The 19013-nt window shown below is 32.3% G+C and carries 17 protein-coding genes; 6 read left to right on the top strand and 11 right to left on the bottom strand.

Features of this window, described 5'->3' with window-relative positions; all coding sequences use genetic code 11:
* Positions 1–509: 509 nt before the first annotated feature.
* Genes EV142_RS09235 through EV142_RS09225 form a run of 3 tightly spaced genes read right to left on the bottom strand, consistent with a single transcriptional unit; the run spans position 510 to position 3403 of the window.
* A complete protein-coding gene (locus tag EV142_RS09235) occupies positions 510–1976 on the bottom strand; it encodes a tyrosinase family protein (protein ID WP_132034762.1) in 1467 nt (488 codons plus the stop codon).
* A 39-nt stretch (positions 1977–2015) separates the two neighbouring features.
* The gene (locus tag EV142_RS09230) at positions 2016–2444 is read right to left on the bottom strand and encodes a hypothetical protein (protein ID WP_132034760.1); all 429 of its coding nucleotides are present in this window, start codon (positions 2442–2444) and stop codon (positions 2016–2018) included.
* 17 nt (positions 2445–2461) lie between these two features.
* The gene (locus tag EV142_RS09225; protein ID WP_238698683.1) at positions 2462–3403 is read right to left on the bottom strand and encodes a multicopper oxidase domain-containing protein; all 942 of its coding nucleotides are present in this window, start codon (positions 3401–3403) and stop codon (positions 2462–2464) included.
* Positions 3404–4016: 613 nt separating this feature from the next.
* Here EV142_RS09225 and EV142_RS09220 point away from each other — a divergent pair.
* Entirely contained in the window at positions 4017–4553 is a 537-nt protein-coding gene (locus EV142_RS09220; protein ID WP_132034758.1) for a hypothetical protein, read from the top strand.
* 162 nt (positions 4554–4715) lie between these two features.
* Complete coding sequence (locus EV142_RS09215) at positions 4716–5117, top strand: helix-turn-helix domain-containing protein (RefSeq protein WP_132034756.1); 402 nt, start codon at positions 4716–4718, stop codon at positions 5115–5117.
* Positions 5118–5210: 93 nt separating this feature from the next.
* Here the strand turns inward: EV142_RS09215 and EV142_RS09210 are convergent, their stop codons facing one another.
* The 4 genes from EV142_RS09210 to EV142_RS09195 all read right to left on the bottom strand — a co-directional run bounded on the left by EV142_RS09210 (position 5211) and on the right by EV142_RS09195 (position 10898).
* Positions 5211–8186, bottom strand: coding sequence for a TrlF family AAA-like ATPase (locus tag EV142_RS09210; RefSeq protein WP_132034754.1), 2976 nt, complete (start codon positions 8184–8186; stop codon positions 5211–5213).
* A gap of 338 nt (positions 8187–8524) precedes the next feature.
* Entirely contained in the window at positions 8525–9709 is a 1185-nt protein-coding gene (locus EV142_RS09205) for a hypothetical protein (RefSeq protein WP_132034752.1), read from the bottom strand.
* 11 nt (positions 9710–9720) lie between these two features.
* Positions 9721–10017 carry a hypothetical protein gene (locus EV142_RS09200; protein WP_132034750.1) on the bottom strand — a complete coding sequence of 99 codons (297 nt, stop codon included), beginning with the start codon at positions 10015–10017 and terminating at the stop codon, positions 9721–9723.
* A gap of 260 nt (positions 10018–10277) precedes the next feature.
* Complete coding sequence (locus tag EV142_RS09195; RefSeq protein WP_132034748.1) at positions 10278–10898, bottom strand: hypothetical protein; 621 nt, start codon at positions 10896–10898, stop codon at positions 10278–10280.
* Positions 10899–11123: 225 nt separating this feature from the next.
* On the opposite strand from EV142_RS09195, the gene EV142_RS09190 reads away from it, so the two are divergent.
* The 4 genes from EV142_RS09190 to EV142_RS09175 all read left to right on the top strand — a co-directional run bounded on the left by EV142_RS09190 (position 11124) and on the right by EV142_RS09175 (position 13847).
* Positions 11124–11753 carry a response regulator transcription factor gene (locus tag EV142_RS09190; RefSeq protein ID WP_132034746.1) on the top strand — a complete coding sequence of 210 codons (630 nt, stop codon included), beginning with the start codon at positions 11124–11126 and terminating at the stop codon, positions 11751–11753.
* 5 nt (positions 11754–11758) lie between these two features.
* Complete coding sequence (locus tag EV142_RS09185; protein WP_132034744.1) at positions 11759–12415, top strand: hypothetical protein; 657 nt, start codon at positions 11759–11761, stop codon at positions 12413–12415.
* A gap of 266 nt (positions 12416–12681) precedes the next feature.
* Complete coding sequence (locus EV142_RS09180) at positions 12682–13056, top strand: hypothetical protein (RefSeq protein WP_132034742.1); 375 nt, start codon at positions 12682–12684, stop codon at positions 13054–13056.
* Complete coding sequence (locus tag EV142_RS09175) at positions 13053–13847, top strand: sensor histidine kinase (RefSeq protein ID WP_132034740.1); 795 nt, start codon at positions 13053–13055, stop codon at positions 13845–13847. The genes EV142_RS09180 and EV142_RS09175 overlap by 4 nt, the downstream gene beginning before the upstream one ends.
* A gap of 106 nt (positions 13848–13953) precedes the next feature.
* Here the strand turns inward: EV142_RS09175 and EV142_RS09170 are convergent, their stop codons facing one another.
* The 4 genes from EV142_RS09170 to EV142_RS09155 all read right to left on the bottom strand — a co-directional run bounded on the left by EV142_RS09170 (position 13954) and on the right by EV142_RS09155 (position 18700).
* Positions 13954–15012, bottom strand: coding sequence for a nucleotidyltransferase domain-containing protein (locus EV142_RS09170; protein ID WP_132034738.1), 1059 nt, complete (start codon positions 15010–15012; stop codon positions 13954–13956).
* Positions 15009–17000: an AAA family ATPase gene (locus EV142_RS09165; RefSeq protein ID WP_132034736.1), complete on the bottom strand. Its 1992-nt coding sequence runs from the start codon at positions 16998–17000 to the stop codon at positions 15009–15011. Before EV142_RS09165 ends, EV142_RS09170 begins: the two co-directional genes overlap by 4 nt.
* Positions 16997–17749, bottom strand: a complete 753-nt coding sequence (locus tag EV142_RS09160) for a nucleotidyltransferase domain-containing protein (protein ID WP_132034734.1) — start codon at positions 17747–17749, stop codon at positions 16997–16999. Before EV142_RS09160 ends, EV142_RS09165 begins: the two co-directional genes overlap by 4 nt.
* 150 nt (positions 17750–17899) lie before the next feature.
* Positions 17900–18700 carry a TatD family hydrolase gene (locus EV142_RS09155; protein WP_132034732.1) on the bottom strand — a complete coding sequence of 267 codons (801 nt, stop codon included), beginning with the start codon at positions 18698–18700 and terminating at the stop codon, positions 17900–17902.
* Positions 18701–19013 lie beyond the last annotated feature (313 nt).

Below are 19013 nucleotides of genomic sequence, written 5' to 3'. Positions count from 1 at the left end.
TATAGAAATAAATAGTAATTACCGCGTTGGGTGGAATGTACAGAAACGCTGATGTGATCTAATAAACAAAAGGGCTTCGACTCCGCTCAGCCTGACACCAGTTTTGAATTACACCCCACGGGTTACTATTAAATATCTACTTACGGAAATTTGAATCAAATATTTTACTCTTATAGAAATAAATGTCACCCTGAGCGGAGTCGAAGGGCACCCTGAGCGGAGTCGAAGGCTTTTTTGCATGAAAAGGGCTTCGACTCCGCTCAGCCTGACACCAGTTTTGAATTACACCCAACGGGTTACTATTAAATATCTATTTACGGAAATTTCAATAAAACATTTTTACTCTTATAGAAATCAATGTCACCCTGAGCGAAGTCGAAGGCTTTTTGCATGAAAAGGGCTTCGACTCCGCTCAGCCTGACATCAGTTTTGAATTAGGCTCAACGGGTTAATGCAAAACGGCCGTCAGATGACAGCCGTTTTTTTGTTCGTTTAGTTTTCTTTTATGCTTAGTTTGCTTTCGTTACACTAATTTTTTCCAGTGTTACTTTAGCATCTCCGGCTCCGGATTTTTTAATGATAATTTCGAAGTTCTTGTCTGTATTGGCTAAGTCATCTGAAATATAGTAGGAGAAATTCACTTTTATCCCGTCTTCGCTTATCGGATGATCATCTTCCATGCCATGATCGTGGGCTACGCCAAAGAAAGTCATTGTGCCTACATACTGATCTGCTTTGCCCGGATATCTCAGAAAAACGGTATAGTAATCTTTCGGTTCTTTGTATACCGATACACTTAAATTTAGTACTAATTTAGAATTCGCACTTTTAAAAACTTTATTCGTGCTTTTGGCGAATGTACTGGTTACTTTGTGCGTAAAAGCACTAGTCCCAAGCACCTTCCCTATTTTCTGTTCCCAGACCACCTGCTCTTTTGAATCCTGAAAGGCAATTTTCTTTTTTGCAGTCGATTCATTAGAAGCTAAAACCGGAGTCTTGGATCCGTAAAGCAGGTTATCATATTTATAATCGAGATTAAAAACAATCTTGTATACTTCCTCCATCGTGTAAGTAATATGTTTGCCATCGGGAGTGATAAACTCATAAGGCCACGGATTCGCTTTTAGGTCTTCCAGGCTTGGACGCTGGCCATAAGCCGAAACATCCCAGGATTCCCAAATACGGTCAATCATACTATGATGTAACCAAAACACAGGATCAAACCCGGCAGACGGAACATTGGCCATTAAACCTGAATATTCCTTCTGGTAGATTTCATTATAATACGTTTCGCTCGGATTGGCGTATTCTCCTCCTATAAGATCGTGCATATACCCGTGAGGAGCGATTTCGAGACTTTTGCTAAATCCGGCCTTTCCGCTAAAGGAAGGGTTGGTTTGCAATTCTCCCAGTGACGCCTGAATCTGATCGACCTGATCCTTAAGAATCGGCTTTCCGTTGTTCAGGATACTATATCGCGCTGCCGTATACAAAGAACCCGATTTGTCTGTTAATTGTGCCGGCATAATATTCTCGGCAACTACTTTACTGCCGTAATTCCAGTACGGAAGGGCAAAATCCTCTTTTCCGGATAATTCACGGACAATTTTTTCTAAGTACCAAATGTACATTCTGTGCCATAAAAGAAAATTTAAAGACGCACTGTCTGATCCGTTGTGCGTACAATCGGCCCATGCCCATAGTTTATCTTTACTGGTCTGATACTGCGGGCAAAGTACATTTTTGCCATTAATAACAGTCGGAATATTGTGTATGGCACCCTGATAATACCAGGCCAGCCCATTATCGCAGCCCATGGCGCGCATTTTTTCAAAAGCGGTATTCATGGCTACCAGATTGGCCTTTCCTTCAGGCGTATCAACATTCCAGCGCGTATATTTCGCATTGGCATTACCCTGACCGAAGGATAATCCCGTGATCAGCATAATAAAGAATAAGTTCGTAATTTTTTTCATTTTGTTTGTTTTTGGGTGAATATTGAATTATTAGTTTCCTTAAAGCACTTCGACTTCAAAGGTTAAAATCTTGGCATACTCAGGATTCGCTTTATCGTAAATCTTAAATTTTACAATACCATTGCCTTTTTTGTTCTCCGGAATGACATGTATGGCAATAAATCCCTGCTGATCTGCATTGAGTTTATTAAAAGCCGAAACTTTTGGAATTCCGATCTGGCAGGCGCCATGCTGGCACATCGAACAATCCCATTCTTTAGGAAAGGTATTCGACACTGTTTCCCAAACCAGATAGATGGGTTTACTGGAAATGTTTTCGACCTTAATTTTAGAAATATCCAGTCGTTTCGTTTTCAATACGCTCTCTTTATTGGTGGCATTGCCCACTACAGTAAAAGTAGGTTTGATTTGTGCAAAGGAGAACGAAAATGAAAAAAGGAGTATGAAATAAAATACTGTTGTTTTCATAAAGATTGGTTTTAATATTAATAAAATACCGGAATACCGGCGTTGTAGCTTATTTTTTTGGAAACCGGATCTATAAAGTGATAGCCGATTTTTTCCTGATCTGAAACATTTTCTAAAAAAACCTCCAGCTCCATGCATTCGCCCGGAGGAAGCTGTACTTTACACGATCCTGAAAATGTAGTCAGGTTCTTCTCATTTCCGGAAATTAATTTGACTTTTGCCTGAGGCGGAAACTGTATTTCGTTCCCGTACAGCCCTGCATTGACCAGACGCAGCAACACGGCCTCTTTTTTGTTCGCCAAAACTTGCACCCCTTTATTTTTAGTAGCGATCTTGCCATTAATCAAAAAGTACTGTGGTTTGAAATCCGGCAGTACTACAGGTTTATTACTTGTATCGTATGCTGTACCCATAATCGCATCGGTATGCCATTTCGGATCAATTTCAGTACTGCACCATAGTACCTCAGCCAGCGCTTTAGCGGGTAAAGCATCGGTTTCTTTCGGACGTATGATAATGACCCCAAACATGCCTGCCTGAAGATTAAACGGATAATTTTCGGGACTATAATACAGATACGTTCCTGCTTTTTGAGCCACAAAAGAATAAAACCCGTGTTCCATATGATGCACCGGCTCTTTTTTGGTCATGACTTCATTTTCGGCAGTACGCTGTACAAATTCAATATCCCGGCAATACAACGACACCGGATTTCCCTGCGAAATATTCCAGAAATCAATATTGATGCTATCTCCTACTTTCATATCAATCTCCGATCCCGGCAAAGTAACCTGTCCTGAAAGCGAGTTTGTAAAACCAAAAGTCCGAATCGGTGCCTTTTTTTCAATGAGCAGTTTTCCTGTGGTACGGCCAATAATTAATCGTTCGTTTTGAGAAAACAAAAAGGTACTGACGAATAAAAAAGAAAATACCAGTGTAATTTGATTCCGTTTTTTCATTTCTAAACTTCCATTAATGCAGACTGTACTGTATTTGCTACTTCAAATTTAGAACTATTGCGAATTAAAAAACTGCGTAAAAATACCTGATTTTGTAGTAAAAATCCCAGTTTAAGATTATCCTAATTTCCTGTATAGATGAGGATTCCCGGAATGAAGTTTTGTTTTTATAAGAAAAATATTTCTTTTTATTGGGGTGTTGGGGATTATAAAGTATAGGATTCCTGCTGTAGCCAAATCTGTCACAGGTTCTGATGAAAAAATATTTTTTACTACATTTGCTTAAAATGTAATCTTTTTATTACATTTGTTTCTGTCGAAAAATGCACATGAAAAAATTTCCGTTGTGAAACAAATTCAAAATGAAAAGCAAAATAATTGTGTTGTAAAAATTTCTGTTGAAATAATAATTACAACAGAAAATTTACAACAATTCTGTTGGAGAAACTCATGTTGAAATAATAATTACAACAGAAAATCTACAACAATTCTGTTGGAGAAACTTATGTTGAAATAATAATTACAACAGAAAATCTACAACAACCGTGTTGTAAAAAGAGAATAGAAATTAAATTGTAAACCATATTAAAATACAATAACCTTAAGCAAAGTGATGAAAGAGGAGAAACAATTTGGAGAACTATTTGGATTCAGGCACAATGAGATAGCCAACATAGTGGGTGTATCGCAAGGGCTCTGGTCGATGTATGCAATAGGAAGACGCAGTCTGCCAACAAGAGCCTACCTAAGACTGGCCAAAATGATCCTTTTTGAAGAACAACAAAAAAATAACCCTCCTGCTGTACGGCAGCTGCAACCAGAAGAAAGGAAGCACTGGGAAGACAAGCTGAACCTCAACCAAATCAGTCAGCATAACATTATCAAAAAACTCAGAGAGCATCAGGAAAAATACAAGCCTGCACGGAAAGGTTTGGAGCTTCTTGCTTTTGTAACAGACGAATCACAGGCTGCTGATTTTGTGGCAGATGAAATGGAAAAAAGACGCAAAGACACATTTTTCCCAGTCTTAAAAGCACGATTAGAAGGCGTTATCGAGAGAAACAGCCTGCACCTCCAGGAACAGTACGAAGTAAAACTCCAGGTCCTGCAATGCGAGGAAAAGTGCCTGAAAGAGAAACTGTCTTTTTAGAGTTGCAGTTTACAGTCGCAGTTTGCATTTTCACATCTAACGGCTAACCCATAACTCATAACTCAAAACTCATAACCCATAACTTCTAACATTTTCACATTATCTAATTATCTAATTACCAAATTATCTAATTTTTTTATTCATAATTATTATCTTTGAACTATGAGCACAGCAACCAAACCCAGACACATTGGCCGAAATATAAGCCGAATCAGAGAACTTCGTGGTATGAAACAAGAAATACTTGGAGAAGCTATTGGAACAAGCCAGAAAAATATTTCCGTTATTGAATCCAGCGAAACTGTTGATCCCGAAAAACTGAAAGAAATTGCAAAAGCACTTGGTGTTACGGTAGAAGCTATTGAAAACTTTTCGGAAGAATCTGTTTTTAATTTCTTTAATAGCTTTTACGATAATAGTTCTAATACTGGTGCTCAAGGAAATACTCATAACAATCATTGCACCTTCAATCCTCTTGATAAAGTGGTGGAACTTTACGAACGTTTGGTTCAGGCGGAGAAGGATAAGGTGGAGTATTTAGAAAAATTGATGAAAGGGAAATAGGATTTTCTTTTTCTTTTATATAAAATTGGAAAAGCGCAAATTTTTTATGGTTTGCGCTTTTTTAGGTTTTATTTTAATTGGACGAGAATGCATTTAAAATCCATACTTTTTCTCTCTTTTTTTGAATGCTTCTTTTCCTCCTTCAACAATTTCTGCAATATGTTCACGAATTCCCATTGATTTTAACAAATCGGTTTTGCCATTTTTTGGAAATGAATCTTCTAAAGCTCCGTTAATATAATCAAAATGATAATCACTTGTGCTTTCTTTTTCTGCTGTATCGTTTTGTCCTTTTTGATTTGCTACAATTATGTTTTCGGCATCTGCATTAACAACAATGTTCGGATTATGAGTTACTAAAATAATTTGTCTTTCTCTCTTTTTCTCTTTTAAAAATTCTACCAATTCATGAGAAACTGACCGATTATCAAGATTATCTTCAGGTTGATCAATTAAAATCGGTCCATCTTCTTTACTTAGTTTTATAATCAATTTTAGCAATACGAAGCTTGCTTTTCCTGTGGACATTTTATGAATATCATCTCCTTGCGATTTTACATCCCAATGATCAAAAAAGAAATCTGTAAATATTTTTTCACAAGCGTCTTTTTGTGAGTTCCCTCCTTTAGTTACTAATTGGTTATTTTCAATTTTTTCGAACATCACTCGTAATGCTTTTTCAATTTCTGTAAAATCTACTTCCGCAAGTGCCGATTTTGGATTATCATTCGCATATTGATATAAATAACCAAAACCTTGATTATTAAAACTTCTACCATTAAAAACTTCATCTGCTAATTCCCTAAACTTAGGAAAGTTATACTTTATCACTGGTAAGATTTCAATTTTATCAGTTTCATTCTGAATATTTGAAATACGGGGTTTTAAATTTTCAATAATACTTTCATATAGCTTCAAATTAGTAGCAAAATCGCTAAATATTTTTTCTCTTTGAGCAACGATAGCGATTTTTGTAGTTTCTATTTCTTTTAAAAATTGTTCAATAGCAGCAAGTTTAGATTCATCCTCTGCAATACTTTTCTGAAGTGCTGCTACTTGTTTCTGATCTTCTAACTTATTATTAAAAACTTTCAAGCCATTATCAACATTTTCTTTTGCAACATTAATTAGTATTGTTTCTTTGGCAAACGTTGAATCTTCAATAAATTTATTATTCTCGTCCTTCTGAAGTTGCCTAGTTATTTCATTTATACTTATTAATGCATCATCAACAAATTGTAATTTACTTGAATATTCATTTTTAATATTTTCATTTTGCAAGGAATCTAAAACTATTTTCTTTTTACTCGCAAATTCAATAAGGAAACGTGCTATATCAGCTCGAAAAATATCTAATTTTTCAAAATCTGTATTAATTTCATTCTCTTTAATATTTAATGAACTCAATTTTTCATTAAGTTCCTTATATTGACTTTGTTCTTCAGGTGTAAAATCTTTATTAAGTTGCGTGATCTTTTGCTTATTAAATTCAACACCTTCTTTTAATGCTTTTGTATCTCCTTTAGTTAGCAAATCATCTTCTTTTTTCTTTAATTCATTTTTTAAATTAAAGTAATAATCTATATCTTGACTTCTTTTTTCGTCATTCCTTTGTGCGTGAGCTACAAAATCATCATATTTAGTTTTATACTCAGGGTCTTCTAATATTAGATCTCGGATTAATTTTTTTAGCGTTGCACCATTTTTTCTACTCTTATCTACAAGGTTTGCAAGATGATTTTGAGGAATATATTTTATACTTGGTAAAATACTAGAATTGACAACACGGTCTTTTAATGTTTGGCTACTTCTTGAAAATAACTCTATTGTAAAATTATAATCTGCATCAATGACATCTTTCGAAATAAAACTTAAATCATATAAATCTTTTTCTTTATAATCTTCTATATCTGTATATTTTAAAACTTTATCCGAAACGTTAGAATATAGAGTTTTGGCTATTTCATATAATAAAATAGATTTTCCAGAGGATTTTCCTCCAATTATAACATTAAGATTTTTATTAAAATAAATTGGCTCTCTTGTAAATCTGAGATTTGAAGATGTAAAAGTAATTTTTTCAATCATCAAATGATCTAATTTTTCAGATTCAGGTTGCTCCTTTTGAATTTTAACCCTTTCTTCTGGTTCATAAATGATTTGTTTCAAACCTTCAAAAGTTGGATTAGCTTTTATCCATGTAAAGCAATGTCCCAATTCTTTGGAATTAGTATGATTAATATCTTTAGCAAAACCATGGGAGTCACTACAATGCATTAATCTACTGCTAACACCTTGTTTTTCTAAAGTTTCTTTCCCTTTATTTGCTTGCTCAAAAGTTGGAGAAGCTGAAAATACAAAATGGGCTCCATTAATTATACTCTTTTTTTCTAACGCAGAGGTATCCCACCTGAAATCTTCCCATTCTGCCTTTCCAATAGCTTTAAAATATTTATCTTTAAGAAATGTATTAGGTTCTGAGCCTTCTCCTAAGATTTCTTGAATTTTAGATAATTCAAAATTTAAGTTATTGAAACCAACTTCTATTGGACTAACGTTAGTTCTTTTATCAACAGGTGTGTTTTCAATTATATGATTACCTAAATCAATTAATGTCTCTCTTGTTATAACTCCTCCCCATGTAAAACCATCAGGACAAGTTGCTTCTAAATTTCCTTTTCCTTTCAAGTTTGATAGAAAATGAGTTTCTATTTGATCTATTGTCAATAGAGAATCATCAGCGAAAATCACATGATAATTTAATCTCCCTAATTCTTTACTCCCAACAAATTCTCTTAATCTAAATTCAACAACTGGTAAAATAAGTTCAACGGAACTAAGTCCACCATTTTTTTTATATTCTAATACTTTCTTATATCCATCAATAAATAGATAATCATTAATACCTATAACTTTAATATTTTTTTCAACTGCAAGTCTTTCTAATTCTTCAAAATACTTTTGCCAAATTACATCAGTATCACCGCCATAGTCTGAACATAATGTAGCTGGTGTATGAACATGTAAATCCCATTTTCTCCATTCTGAACCTCTATTGATAGTAGCCATAATTTTTAAATTTTTATTTTATAATCCTTAAATAAATCTAAATACCAATTAAGTTCATTACCAACTAATAAGCATTTTTCTAATCCTTGTTTACTTTAAAAAACATTTCATCAAAGATGACTTACATTTCAATTACAACTTTACGGATTTCCATAAAATTCAATTTAAATTTTAAAAAATCATCTCTGCCTCCAAATGTATATAAACAAAAAGCCTTTAAACCCAGTAAAAACACCTGATTTAAAAGCCTGCTTTTTCTCAAGTTCCAAAATAAAAACACTGCTACGCAATTATTTTGCGCAGCAGTGTTTTACTCAATGAAAAACTGTAAGATTTATTTATTTATTTTCGAGTTTATTTTTGTCCTCTTTTCCAAAATTATAAGTAACATTCAAAAAACCAAGAAAATTAGATTTCTCAATATCATACTTGATAGTTAAAGGAATCCAAATGTCTTTAGTTACACGAAGTCTGAAATCGGAACTCGCTAAAAAACTATTCTTTTTTTCATCAGGTAATTGATTTTTCAAAATCGAATTATACTCCATATATAATTTTATTTCAAATACACTTTGTTCATTTCTTTTATACATTTTATAGTTAAGACCAGCACAATTTCTCAATTCTAATCGTTGAACGCTCTTTTCTATTAAAGTGTCGGAGTAAATTAAATTTGATCTAATATCTAATTCCAGGCGTTTTAAACCTTGCAAAAAAACAGTCCCGAAAGTAAGTTTCTGATTATTTCCCTTATCGTTAGTAGTTCCATTTAAAGAAACCGTCCATAATGCCTTTTTTTCAAGATTGGAATATTCTTCTTTTCTTAATTTATTAATTTTCGTAATATAATCTTTCAAATTTATCGATTTGTTTCGGTTTTCAAACTCAGTAATGATTTTATCAAAATAAATATTTGATTTACTTAATTCCTCTATTTTATCAAATTCTTTATTTATAAGTATAGAGGCTGCTATGTTTATAGCTTCTATTTTTGCACTTAACTCCTTGTCACCTGTTTTAGTTAATTCATCAACAAAATCATCATGTATTTTAGTTAAATCATTAACAAAACCAAACTGTATTTCAGATGATTGATTATTAAAAAATTGTAAATTCTTGTATAGATCTGTATCTTTGAAATTGGCAACGTCTTTGTCTCTCTGATTAATCAAAGCGTAAGTAATTCCGCCAGAAAATCCTTTGTAATTAAATTGTTCATCGAAATTAAGCTTCGTATTGAACTCTAAATTTCTTGAAAATTTCTGTTCAGAAAAAACTTTATCTGTTGTGATACTATCGCAAAAAATAGATTTAATACCGTATAAAGTAGAATTAAATTCGACACTTTTGTTTGGCCCCGTTAAATTACTAGTTCCTAATTGAAATAAATTAGATAAAACTTCTTTGTAATTTCCTGATTTTGAATTATCCGTAGCTTCTCTGAATTTTTGTACTTCTTCATCTTGCGCTAACACAACATGAACAGACATTAAAAGTAGCAAGCTTATAAAATATTTTTTCATGATCTGTTTATTTAAATTTCGAAATAAAATAATTCAGTAATGAATGGCTTCGCTGTCACTCTTTTAGCATTATGAAATGGTCCTCTGGTAAAACTACCCGATACCTCAATTTCTGTTTTTCCATTTATAGGGTTCATTCCAAATAGTTGAAGGGTATATCGACCGCTTTCTATATTAAAATCTTGATTAAAAGAAGTTGGAGATTCATACTCAATTTCTTCACGAGTATCCACGTTTTTGATTTCAACTTTAATTGGCACGGGTGCTAATCCACCACTAATTCTAACTTTTACCTTAATTGTTTTCATGATTTCTAGTGTTTTTAGTTAACCTTTCAAATGTATCCTGACAACAGCATATCAATCAATTACCCGTTTGGGTGATATTCTTTCTTTTTTTTACAACTCTATTTGTTGTTAAATTTTATAGCTGGTTTAGCTTAATTTGTAATATAAAAATGCCCCCAACTAGTATTTTACTTTTTGAGGGCAGTTCAATTTATTTGCAAAATTTTGATTTATGAGGTCATTACGAAAGCAGAAGTTTTCGCATAACGCAGAGGCAGTACTTATACTTCTAAAAACGGAGGTAATTCTGTAGGAATACCTAAATCATTGAGTTCTTTTCTTGCTTGATTCAATTCATTAATTATAGTATTATCTACATAATTCTGATCATAAACAGCCTGAATGTCTACAAATGTATTACTTTTTTTATGTCCCCCAGTTCTCCATGTAATTGATGTTGGGTTGATTTCATTTGGACTCCAAACAGGCCCTCCTTTCCAATCTCCATTCAAAGTTCTTTTCAAAGTACCTGTCAGTAAATAAAAACCTGGTTGAACTGTTAAAGTTCTATTACTACTATTACCGGGTTTATTCCAATCTACTTTATAGTAGTAACATACTGTTTTTCTATATTCTTCTCTTCGAGCTTTCATAAAAGCCTGAAAAGTTTTAACTATTTCTTTTTGCAAATTTAAAGTTCTCTCTGCGTAAGTATCTCCTGCAGCCGGATCTTTGCTATACATATAATATTGATGTGCTGATCTAACCTGACTTGTAATTTTTCCTTTCATATTAACATCAAAGGGCGTTACTGCATTTTCGCATCTCGTAGGTTGGTCTTGTGCCTTTACTAAATTGTTACTAATTAAAAGGACAAACAGTGCTGTAATTAAGTTTTTCATGATTTTTATGTTTTAAAGTTATTGGTTCAAATGTATTTTGAGAACAGCATATCAATCAATTACCCGTTTGGGTGATATTTTATTTTTTGAATTTCTTATATATTTTTTTGTAAGTTTATTCGATATTTAACATTCGTCTTTCCATGTTAATTTCAAATATCACCCGAAAGGGTAATTGCGCTCAATGAGCTTATTGCACAACTTTGTAAAAGAAAATGTAACGCCATGAAAATAAGAGTAGCCATAGTAGAAGATGATAAGAATTACAATCAGGCCTTAAAGAATATCATCGACTTCCAGAAAGATATGGAATGTGTAGCTCAATTTTTTAATGGTAAAAATGCTTTGCAAAAATTGGAAGCCCTGGAACCAGACGTGGTTCTGATGGACATTCAACTGCAGGATTTATCGGGTATTGATATTGTTTTTAAACTAACAGAATTAATGCCGGGCACTACTTTCGTAATGTGCACCAGTTTTGAGAATGACGAAAAAATATTTTCGGCATTGCGTGCAGGTGCGAGCGGTTATCTTGTAAAAGGGGACCCGCTGACTAAAATTATTCAGGCCATTACAGAAGCTCACAATGGAGGTGCCCCGATGAGTTTTGCTATTGCTAAGCGTGTTTTACAACATTTTCAGGAAACAAAAGTGCAAGTACAAACTTTAGCATTACTTACGGTAACCGAAAAAGAAGTTCTTGAATTGCTGGCGCAAGGGCTTCTCTATAAAGAAATTGCCGATAAAAAAAGTGTCACTATTGATACCATTAAAAAACACATCGGTAATATTTACAGAAAATTACAGGTAAGTAACAAAATTGAAGCAATTAACAAGTTTAACACCAAAAACTAGAAATCATGGAATTAGAAAAATTACAACAAGAAAAAATTGATGGAATTCTTTTTAAAAAAAAGATTGACGAAGAAGTAGAAAATCATTTTACAAAAAGGTATAAAGATCTTAATATCGCTGGTCTAACTAAAAGCTTTTTAATTGATTTTCAAGAATTTAAAAACTTAATTTTAAGCAAAACTAAAAAAAACTGTAAATTTTATTATACCGAAAAAAATAGCTTATTAAGCTTAGGTTTATCATTTTCGGATAATGAAGGATGCGAGATTATATATGATACTACTAATAGTGATAGTGACGTTTTATATACTTTACAAGGAGACGTTTTTATAGAGCAAGATATTACAGGTATTGTAGGTGATTTTGACAAAGGTTTAGGATATAAATTATATAATCACACTAGATCAAAAGACACTTTGATTTTTTATACTTTAGATGAAATTGAAGCGTACATAGAAGAAATGGAAAGATTATACCCTACTATTACTTCGTTAAGATTTACTATGATTCAATATAGTTCTACTAATCCAGAGAATGAAATATTAGCCGATTTTACAGACAGAAATAATAGAATTGCCTTTAGTGTTCATGCACTTTATAATAAAAGCAATAACTTATATGATGAAAGTATTGGTTATGACCTAGGCAACTTAAGGCCTTAATGATATATGTTTATGAGATAATATTACTTATAACACTATTAAAATCAATAGTTTTGGCTGGAAAATTTAATCTTTCTAGTCAAAACTATTTATTGATATATCTTTTTATTACTTTTCTTGTAGAACTATTTTCCTGGATAATTCTTTTAATAGATAAAAATTCGAAATGGAGTTTCCAGTATAATGTGTATTGTGTATTCTGTATTTTGTTTTTTTCGTTTTATTACTCCATACAATTCCATAAAAATCTAAAAAAGATAGCTAGTTTGTTTTCTTTTATTCTCATGATTTATATTTTAGTATCTACAAACTTTCTGGTTGAAAATTTAGATTCAAAATTAGTCATCGCTTTACCTATCTTTTATATTTTAAATACAATGCTGTGGTTTTATCAAAAAATTGCTTTGCCATCAGAAGGTAAAATTACGGATGATCCTATTTTTTGGATTTCAGCTGCTTTGCTGCTTTGGGGCTGTTTTTTTATTTTTAGAGTAATTCCAAGATATCTTTTTGATAGTACCGATCAGGGTTTTTTAATTTTACTAAGAGAATTGGTATACATCGTAAATAGCATTATGTATCTTTTATTTTTTAAGGGTTTAATGAAATATGAAACAATTGCAAAAAATAAAAATAAATGAAAGAGCTTCCACAAGAAATAAAAGTCACTTATATCATTGCCATTATTGTGATGTTACTTTTTGTCGGTTTCATTGTGATGGTCGTATTTATTTACAATAAAAAACAATTAATTCAGCAGCAAGAAGATCAGATAAAAGAAAGTGAATTCAAAAACCGATTGTTGCAGAAAGAATTAGAGCGTCAAAAAGCGATTCAGTTAGAAAGAGAACGCATTTCTCAAGATATGCATGATGATTTAGGTGCCGGAATTTCTGCTATAAAACTTCAGGCTGAGTTTTTAAAATATAAAATGCCAATGGAAACTTATTCAGAAGATCTGGAAGCAATTATAAATACTTCTGAGGATATGAATTTAGCCATGCGGGAAATTCTTTGGAGTTTGAATTCGCAAAATGATACTATTGGCAATTTTATTGAATATACCGGTTTGTATGTCAAACGCTTTTTGGATAAAACTACAGTTGATTCAAAATTGGATTCAAGCATTCTTGAAAAGGAAACTAATTTATCTGCAAAAGCAAGACGAAACCTTTTTCTAGTGATTAAGGAAGCCGTTCATAATGTTTATAAACATAGCCAGGCAAAGAACATTCATATTCAGTTTGAACAAACGGATTCTTCCTTTAAAATTGCAATCATCGATGATGGTATTGGATTATCAGATACAATTCAAAAAGGAAATGGTTTAACTAATATGTCTTTACGAATGGAAGCTATCAACGGAACTTTTAGGATTGTTCCTGTACAAAAAGGTTCTTACTTATTGTTTGTTTATCCATTACAATTATAATCTCCTAAAGTCTCTCTACAAAAGGCGGTATAAAATAGTTGCTTTTAGAACTGATAGATCTTACGTTAAATTAAAAATCGCCCTAAGTGAGTGCGATTTTTATCTTTTATTGATATAATTCTTCTCTGATTTTGATTAAAGTCTGAATTACCTTTTCTTCATCCGGTTTTTCAGGTAAAATTGATGTCAGATAATGGTTTTCTATCGACACGATCAAATTATCTGCCATCTCCAGTAAATCATCGTATTCTTTATTTCCGGCTTTTATATCCAGTAATTCTTCGCGATTAGGAACTCTAATATTTAATTTCCCTGTTGATAGAATTTGTTCAGCAGTTTGCAAAAGGCGAATCGTATGCATCATGTTTTTGCTATCGTAATTTTTACCGTGTTGCTGATTCGTATTGTAACGATCTTCGTTTCGTTTCTCTATCCAACTCCAGTACTCCGTATATTCTTTGCAATATTTAGAATATCCATCCTGATTACAGGATAAATAACCAATTAATTTTTCGTTTTTAGGAATTGAAGAAAGTGAAACTTCATTCGAGCTTTCTTTTTGAATTATTCCTTTATAACCTAACGTTTTATCCTGATCGTAAAACAACGCAAACATTCCTTTTGAATTAGGCAAATTCACCAAACCGCATTGTTCCTGCTTTAAATTATTTTCTGCTAAAAAAGTATTGGCCCCAACAGTTTCATAACCTTTAAGAATATAACAGAAATCCAAAAGACTTTTCTTTTCCTTTGCCATTGGGTTTACAATTTTCTTATTTAAACCTCTCGCCTTTTTGATTTGCGTTACGGCATAACCGGCAAAAGAGTCTTTGCAGAGTTTAGATAAAAAATCTTCTATCTGTAAATGCTCCATTAACGGATGTTTGTACAAAACACAATCTTCCGGCGAAGCCAGAATCTCGAGTATATTAGGATTATTTTTAAGCAGTAATTCTACAAAACGACCAATCTCATAATAAACCTCATCGTTGGTGTCATTACTGATCTGCGGAATATACTCTAACCCAAAAAACTTTTCTTTGGGCAGATAATAAACGCCTTTTATATCGGTATCTGATGTTGGTGTATTTAACCCAAAAGATTTACTTCCTGAAATAACTTCGAAGAGGATTAGGGTTTGGGATTTTAAATCGTAAATGGTCATTTTTTTTGCGTAATGAAATTATAAATTTCGATTGTTAATTTTTCAATTTCTTTGTTTTTAGATAAGATTTCCCATGAAAAATTTTTATTAAAAACTAACTCACTTAATTCTCGCTTGTTAATTATTGTCCCAAATGAACCATCTGACTTTACTTCATAAGCAGATTGATTAACTATAAACGTTGAAGAAATCTTTCCCATTTTATTTCTTATTTCTTCAAGAAATTCTCCAACATATTTTTTTGCAAAACCTGAATAATCGACTTCGGAAAATGCTTTATCAATTTTTAATAAAATATCCGCTTCATTTGACTTAACTAAAGTTTTATTACAAAACTCAATGAGAATTTCTTTCCACATTTCATTAGTTAAAAGATTTTCAACCTCTCTTGTATTCCAAATAACTTTAGGAATAAAATTATCAACTTTTGCATCTTCAAGTTCTTTTAATCTTAGACCTTTTTTACTATTTTGTTTAGAAGCATCAGAATCTGCTAAAAGAAATATTCTATTACTAATTGCCAAAGCTTTTATGTCATTTAAAACAATCTCCACATCTTCCTTTTCTACTTTGTCATTAAAAATATAATGATCAATATTTGAGCCTGCGTATTCAAAAAATGCAAAATCTATATCTTCTTTAGGATAAGATTTTCCAACTGAATGACAATATGATTTTAAAAATGCTTTTATATAATTTCTATCAGATATTCCTTCAACCCAAATACTACAATTCGCCATGAAAACTGATGAATTATTAACTCCTAAATCTTGAAGCAATTTATTATCTCCTCGATTTACATTTTTAATTATAAATTGTTTATCTCCATTTATAATTTTCTTTGGAGAAAATGAATATATAGAAACATTTTCTTTTTCAATAGTTAAATCTAAAAAATGATTAGAATGTGTAGTAATTATGTAAGTTAGATTTTTCTTTTCTAAGTCCTTATTTTCAGTTATTTGTTCTAAAAACAATCTCTGCATTCCTGGATGTAAATTTATTTCAGGTTCGTCAATAAAAATGAAAGAATCAGATTCAGCCATATAAATTTTATACATTAATATAATTATTGCCTGGATTCCATCTCCTAACTCATAAAGCTCTCTAGTTTCTTTATCACCTTCAATATAAACACTAATATTTTCTAAATTATTGTTTCCAATTAAACTCTCATCCTTATTAAATTCGGCAACAATATCAATCTTTTTATTATCAAAAAAATATTTCCCAATAAAATTTTCAAATTTTTCAAATGACTGTCTTATTTCTCTTTTTGAATTTCTTGCATTTAAAATTTCTTTGTATAGATGAATTCCGGTAAAAACTTCTACATCAATTTTATCCAATTTGTAATAATTGTTAAGTGTTTTTAAAAAAACATCAGTCTCAATTTTAGAATACTTCTCTAAATCAAAATTAAACAAGGAATGAGCTGTTCTTAAAGTTGGTATGTAATACCTTTTAATACTTTTATATTCCTTCAAAAATAAGTTATCGATTTCATTAAAATCTCTTAAATATAAATTTTTAACACCGAGATGACTTAAATTATTTATACTGTTTTTATTAGCATTTATTATTGATGAAAATTCCTTAAATAAATCAATATCTAAAGTCTTTAAATAATTATTAGATAGTAATTTTACATTTTGTAAATCAGGATTTGTTCCGCCTGAATAATATGTATTGTCCGATCGATACTGATATGTTGTAATATTTGATTCTATTAATTTATTTGCTTCAGCGACTTGTTCATTATATAAAGGAACAAAAACTCTAATTTTAGCTAAATCAATAACACCTTCCAAATTTTGAAAAGACATTAAATTTCTAATAAATCTGCTTTTCCCACTATTATTTGCTCCGACAATGATATTAATCTTATTGAATTTTGGTAAGAAAGACATAGGTTCTTCTTCTTCATTCAAGAAATAATCTTTAAATCCAGTACTTTTAAAAAAAATTAAATCGTAAAAACTTTTCATATTTTATTAATTAAATTTCTAAAAAACAAATCCAACTGTTCACTCAACTTCTTCCCACTTCCCAACTTACTGGCATTTTCCTGATTAAATTGTACTGTTTCCAATAAAAAATCAGTTATTAAAACTTCTTTTGGATGCAGGTATTTTTCGTCCTGATTGGCCTTTATATTTTGTAATTCTATTATTTTCTCTTGTATATTTTGTGGCGCAATTGGCAATAAATCAGCAAAAGCAACTGGAGGAAAAGTATCATTTTCTATAATCCATTTTCCTGCTAAAGCAGTGCGTAAGGCGTAAAAATAACTTTTTAGTTTTACTTCTTCCATTTCACAAACCTCCATAAAGTTTTTTGTCGTTCCCAAATAATGATGTAAAACTGCTATTGGCGAAAAACAGGCTACGGCTACCTCCTGCATTTGTTTGACGAAATCATCATTTTGATAATACACCACAGATGAAAACAACCACTCGATCAAAGGTGCGTTAGATTTTGCTAACAACTTTAAGGCTTTCCGTAAGTCCCAACCGGAACCGTCAAGATCGTCTTCGGTCATGAATTCTATTACATCCGGTTTTTCCCAAAGCGATAAATAATACTCCGGTTTGTGTTTGTATATAAAACGGATGTCATAATCGCTGTCCGGAGAAGCAAATCCCCAGGCACGACTTCCTGATTCTACAGCCAAAAGTATTTCTACATTCTTGCTTTTTTCTATTTCTTTTAATTTCTCTAGTATTTTTTCTTTCATGATTATTTTCAAATGTAATTAAACAAAAAGCCTTTTAAACCCAGTAAAAATACCTGATTTAAAAGCCTGCTTCTTTTTACCACCAAGGCGTTAAAACACAAAGTTTTTTAGTTTTACACTTTGTACATCTGCACCTTTGCCTCTCTGAACCTAAATCCCAAAAAACTCCTTAGCATTCCTCGTAGTTTCCTCCGCCACTTTATCTAAAGAAATCCTTTTAAACTGCGCCACCGTTCCCGCCACAAAAAGCAGAAAAGCAGGTTCGCAACGGCGTTCGTGGTATTTTTTCAGGAGGCTGTTCGCTACATTTTTCGGGAGCATGAAGGGCGCATCGGTTTCGATCATCATTCGGTCGAGCGGTACGTATTGAATCACCTCTTTTAAATGCTCAAAACGTTTACTGTCGGATATCGCTCCGGTAAAACCCAGATAGAATCCGTTATCGAGATAGGTTTTGGCTTCGGGCAGACTTCCGGTAAAACAATGCACGACTGCTTTTGGCAATTGCGGCAAATAGTTTTTGGTAATGTCCATAAACTTTGCAAAAGCGGCTCTTTCGTGCAGGAACAACGGTTTCTGGACTTCAATCGCCAGTTCTAACTGGGCTTTGTAGCAGCTTTCCTGTACATTTCTGGGCGAAAAGTCACGATCAAAATCGAGTCCGCACTCGCCTACTGAAACTACGTGTTTCTGCTTTAATAAATGGCGCAGTTTTGAAATGCTCTGCGCATCAAAACTCTTCGCATCATGCGGGTGAATTCCGGCTGTTGCGTACAGTATTCCGGGATATTGCCTAGCGATTTCAGCCGAGGCTTCACTGTTTCGGACGCTGGTGCCGGTGAGTATCATTTTTGCTACATCGGCATCGAGTGCGTCTTGTACGACATCGTCTATGTCGTTTTGGAATTGTTTATTGGTTAAATTAATTCCTATGTCTATGTATGTATTCATTTTTTTTAAGTTGCAAAGGCTCAAAGGGGCAAAGGTTCAGAGTTTTATCCGCTTTGAGTCTTTAATTATTATTTATTTTTTGCCTTGAAGGCGTTAAGTGACAAGTTCTTTTTTTTTTGAAACGTATAACTGTGCTTCTTTATTCCTTTAAAAAAACCAACTGTTTTCCCTTGCTAAACTACCGCGACTTATTAGCTGCGCAGGAAGGATTTGAACCCTCGTCTTTTGGATTTCTTTAATTATTAATCTCGTAATTCCGATGGTTGTCGGGAGCAGAGTCGCAAAGTTTTTTACACACAGTTTGTCATTTCGA

The organism is Flavobacterium circumlabens (assembly GCF_004345565.1).
In the GTDB taxonomy this organism is placed as follows: Bacteria; Bacteroidota; Bacteroidia; order Flavobacteriales; family Flavobacteriaceae; genus Flavobacterium; species Flavobacterium circumlabens.
This window is presented reverse-complemented; position numbering and strand designations above follow the sequence as displayed.

Excerpts from the sequence above, each read along its gene's own strand:
- EV142_RS09235 (WP_132034762.1), bottom strand. The coding sequence starts at position 1,976 with ATGAAAAAAATTACGAACTTATTCTTTATTATGCTGATCACGGGATTA.
- EV142_RS09230 (WP_132034760.1), bottom strand. The coding sequence starts at position 2,444 with ATGAAAACAACAGTATTTTATTTCATACTCCTTTTTTCATTTTCGTTC.
- EV142_RS09225 (WP_238698683.1), bottom strand. The coding sequence starts at position 3,403 with ATGAAAAAACGGAATCAAATTACACTGGTATTTTCTTTTTTATTCGTC.
- EV142_RS09220 (WP_132034758.1), top strand. The coding sequence starts at position 4,017 with ATGAAAGAGGAGAAACAATTTGGAGAACTATTTGGATTCAGGCACAAT.
- EV142_RS09215 (WP_132034756.1), top strand. The coding sequence starts at position 4,716 with ATGAGCACAGCAACCAAACCCAGACACATTGGCCGAAATATAAGCCGA.
- EV142_RS09210 (WP_132034754.1), bottom strand. The coding sequence starts at position 8,186 with ATGGCTACTATCAATAGAGGTTCAGAATGGAGAAAATGGGATTTACAT.
- EV142_RS09205 (WP_132034752.1), bottom strand. The coding sequence starts at position 9,709 with ATGAAAAAATATTTTATAAGCTTGCTACTTTTAATGTCTGTTCATGTT.
- EV142_RS09200 (WP_132034750.1), bottom strand. The coding sequence starts at position 10,017 with ATGAAAACAATTAAGGTAAAAGTTAGAATTAGTGGTGGATTAGCACCC.
- EV142_RS09195 (WP_132034748.1), bottom strand. The coding sequence starts at position 10,898 with ATGAAAAACTTAATTACAGCACTGTTTGTCCTTTTAATTAGTAACAAT.
- EV142_RS09190 (WP_132034746.1), top strand. The coding sequence starts at position 11,124 with ATGAAAATAAGAGTAGCCATAGTAGAAGATGATAAGAATTACAATCAG.
- EV142_RS09185 (WP_132034744.1), top strand. The coding sequence starts at position 11,759 with ATGGAATTAGAAAAATTACAACAAGAAAAAATTGATGGAATTCTTTTT.
- EV142_RS09175 (WP_132034740.1), top strand. The coding sequence starts at position 13,053 with ATGAAAGAGCTTCCACAAGAAATAAAAGTCACTTATATCATTGCCATT.
- EV142_RS09170 (WP_132034738.1), bottom strand. The coding sequence starts at position 15,012 with ATGACCATTTACGATTTAAAATCCCAAACCCTAATCCTCTTCGAAGTT.
- EV142_RS09165 (WP_132034736.1), bottom strand. The coding sequence starts at position 17,000 with ATGAAAAGTTTTTACGATTTAATTTTTTTTAAAAGTACTGGATTTAAA.
- EV142_RS09160 (WP_132034734.1), bottom strand. The coding sequence starts at position 17,749 with ATGAAAGAAAAAATACTAGAGAAATTAAAAGAAATAGAAAAAAGCAAG.
- EV142_RS09155 (WP_132034732.1), bottom strand. The coding sequence starts at position 18,700 with ATGAATACATACATAGACATAGGAATTAATTTAACCAATAAACAATTC.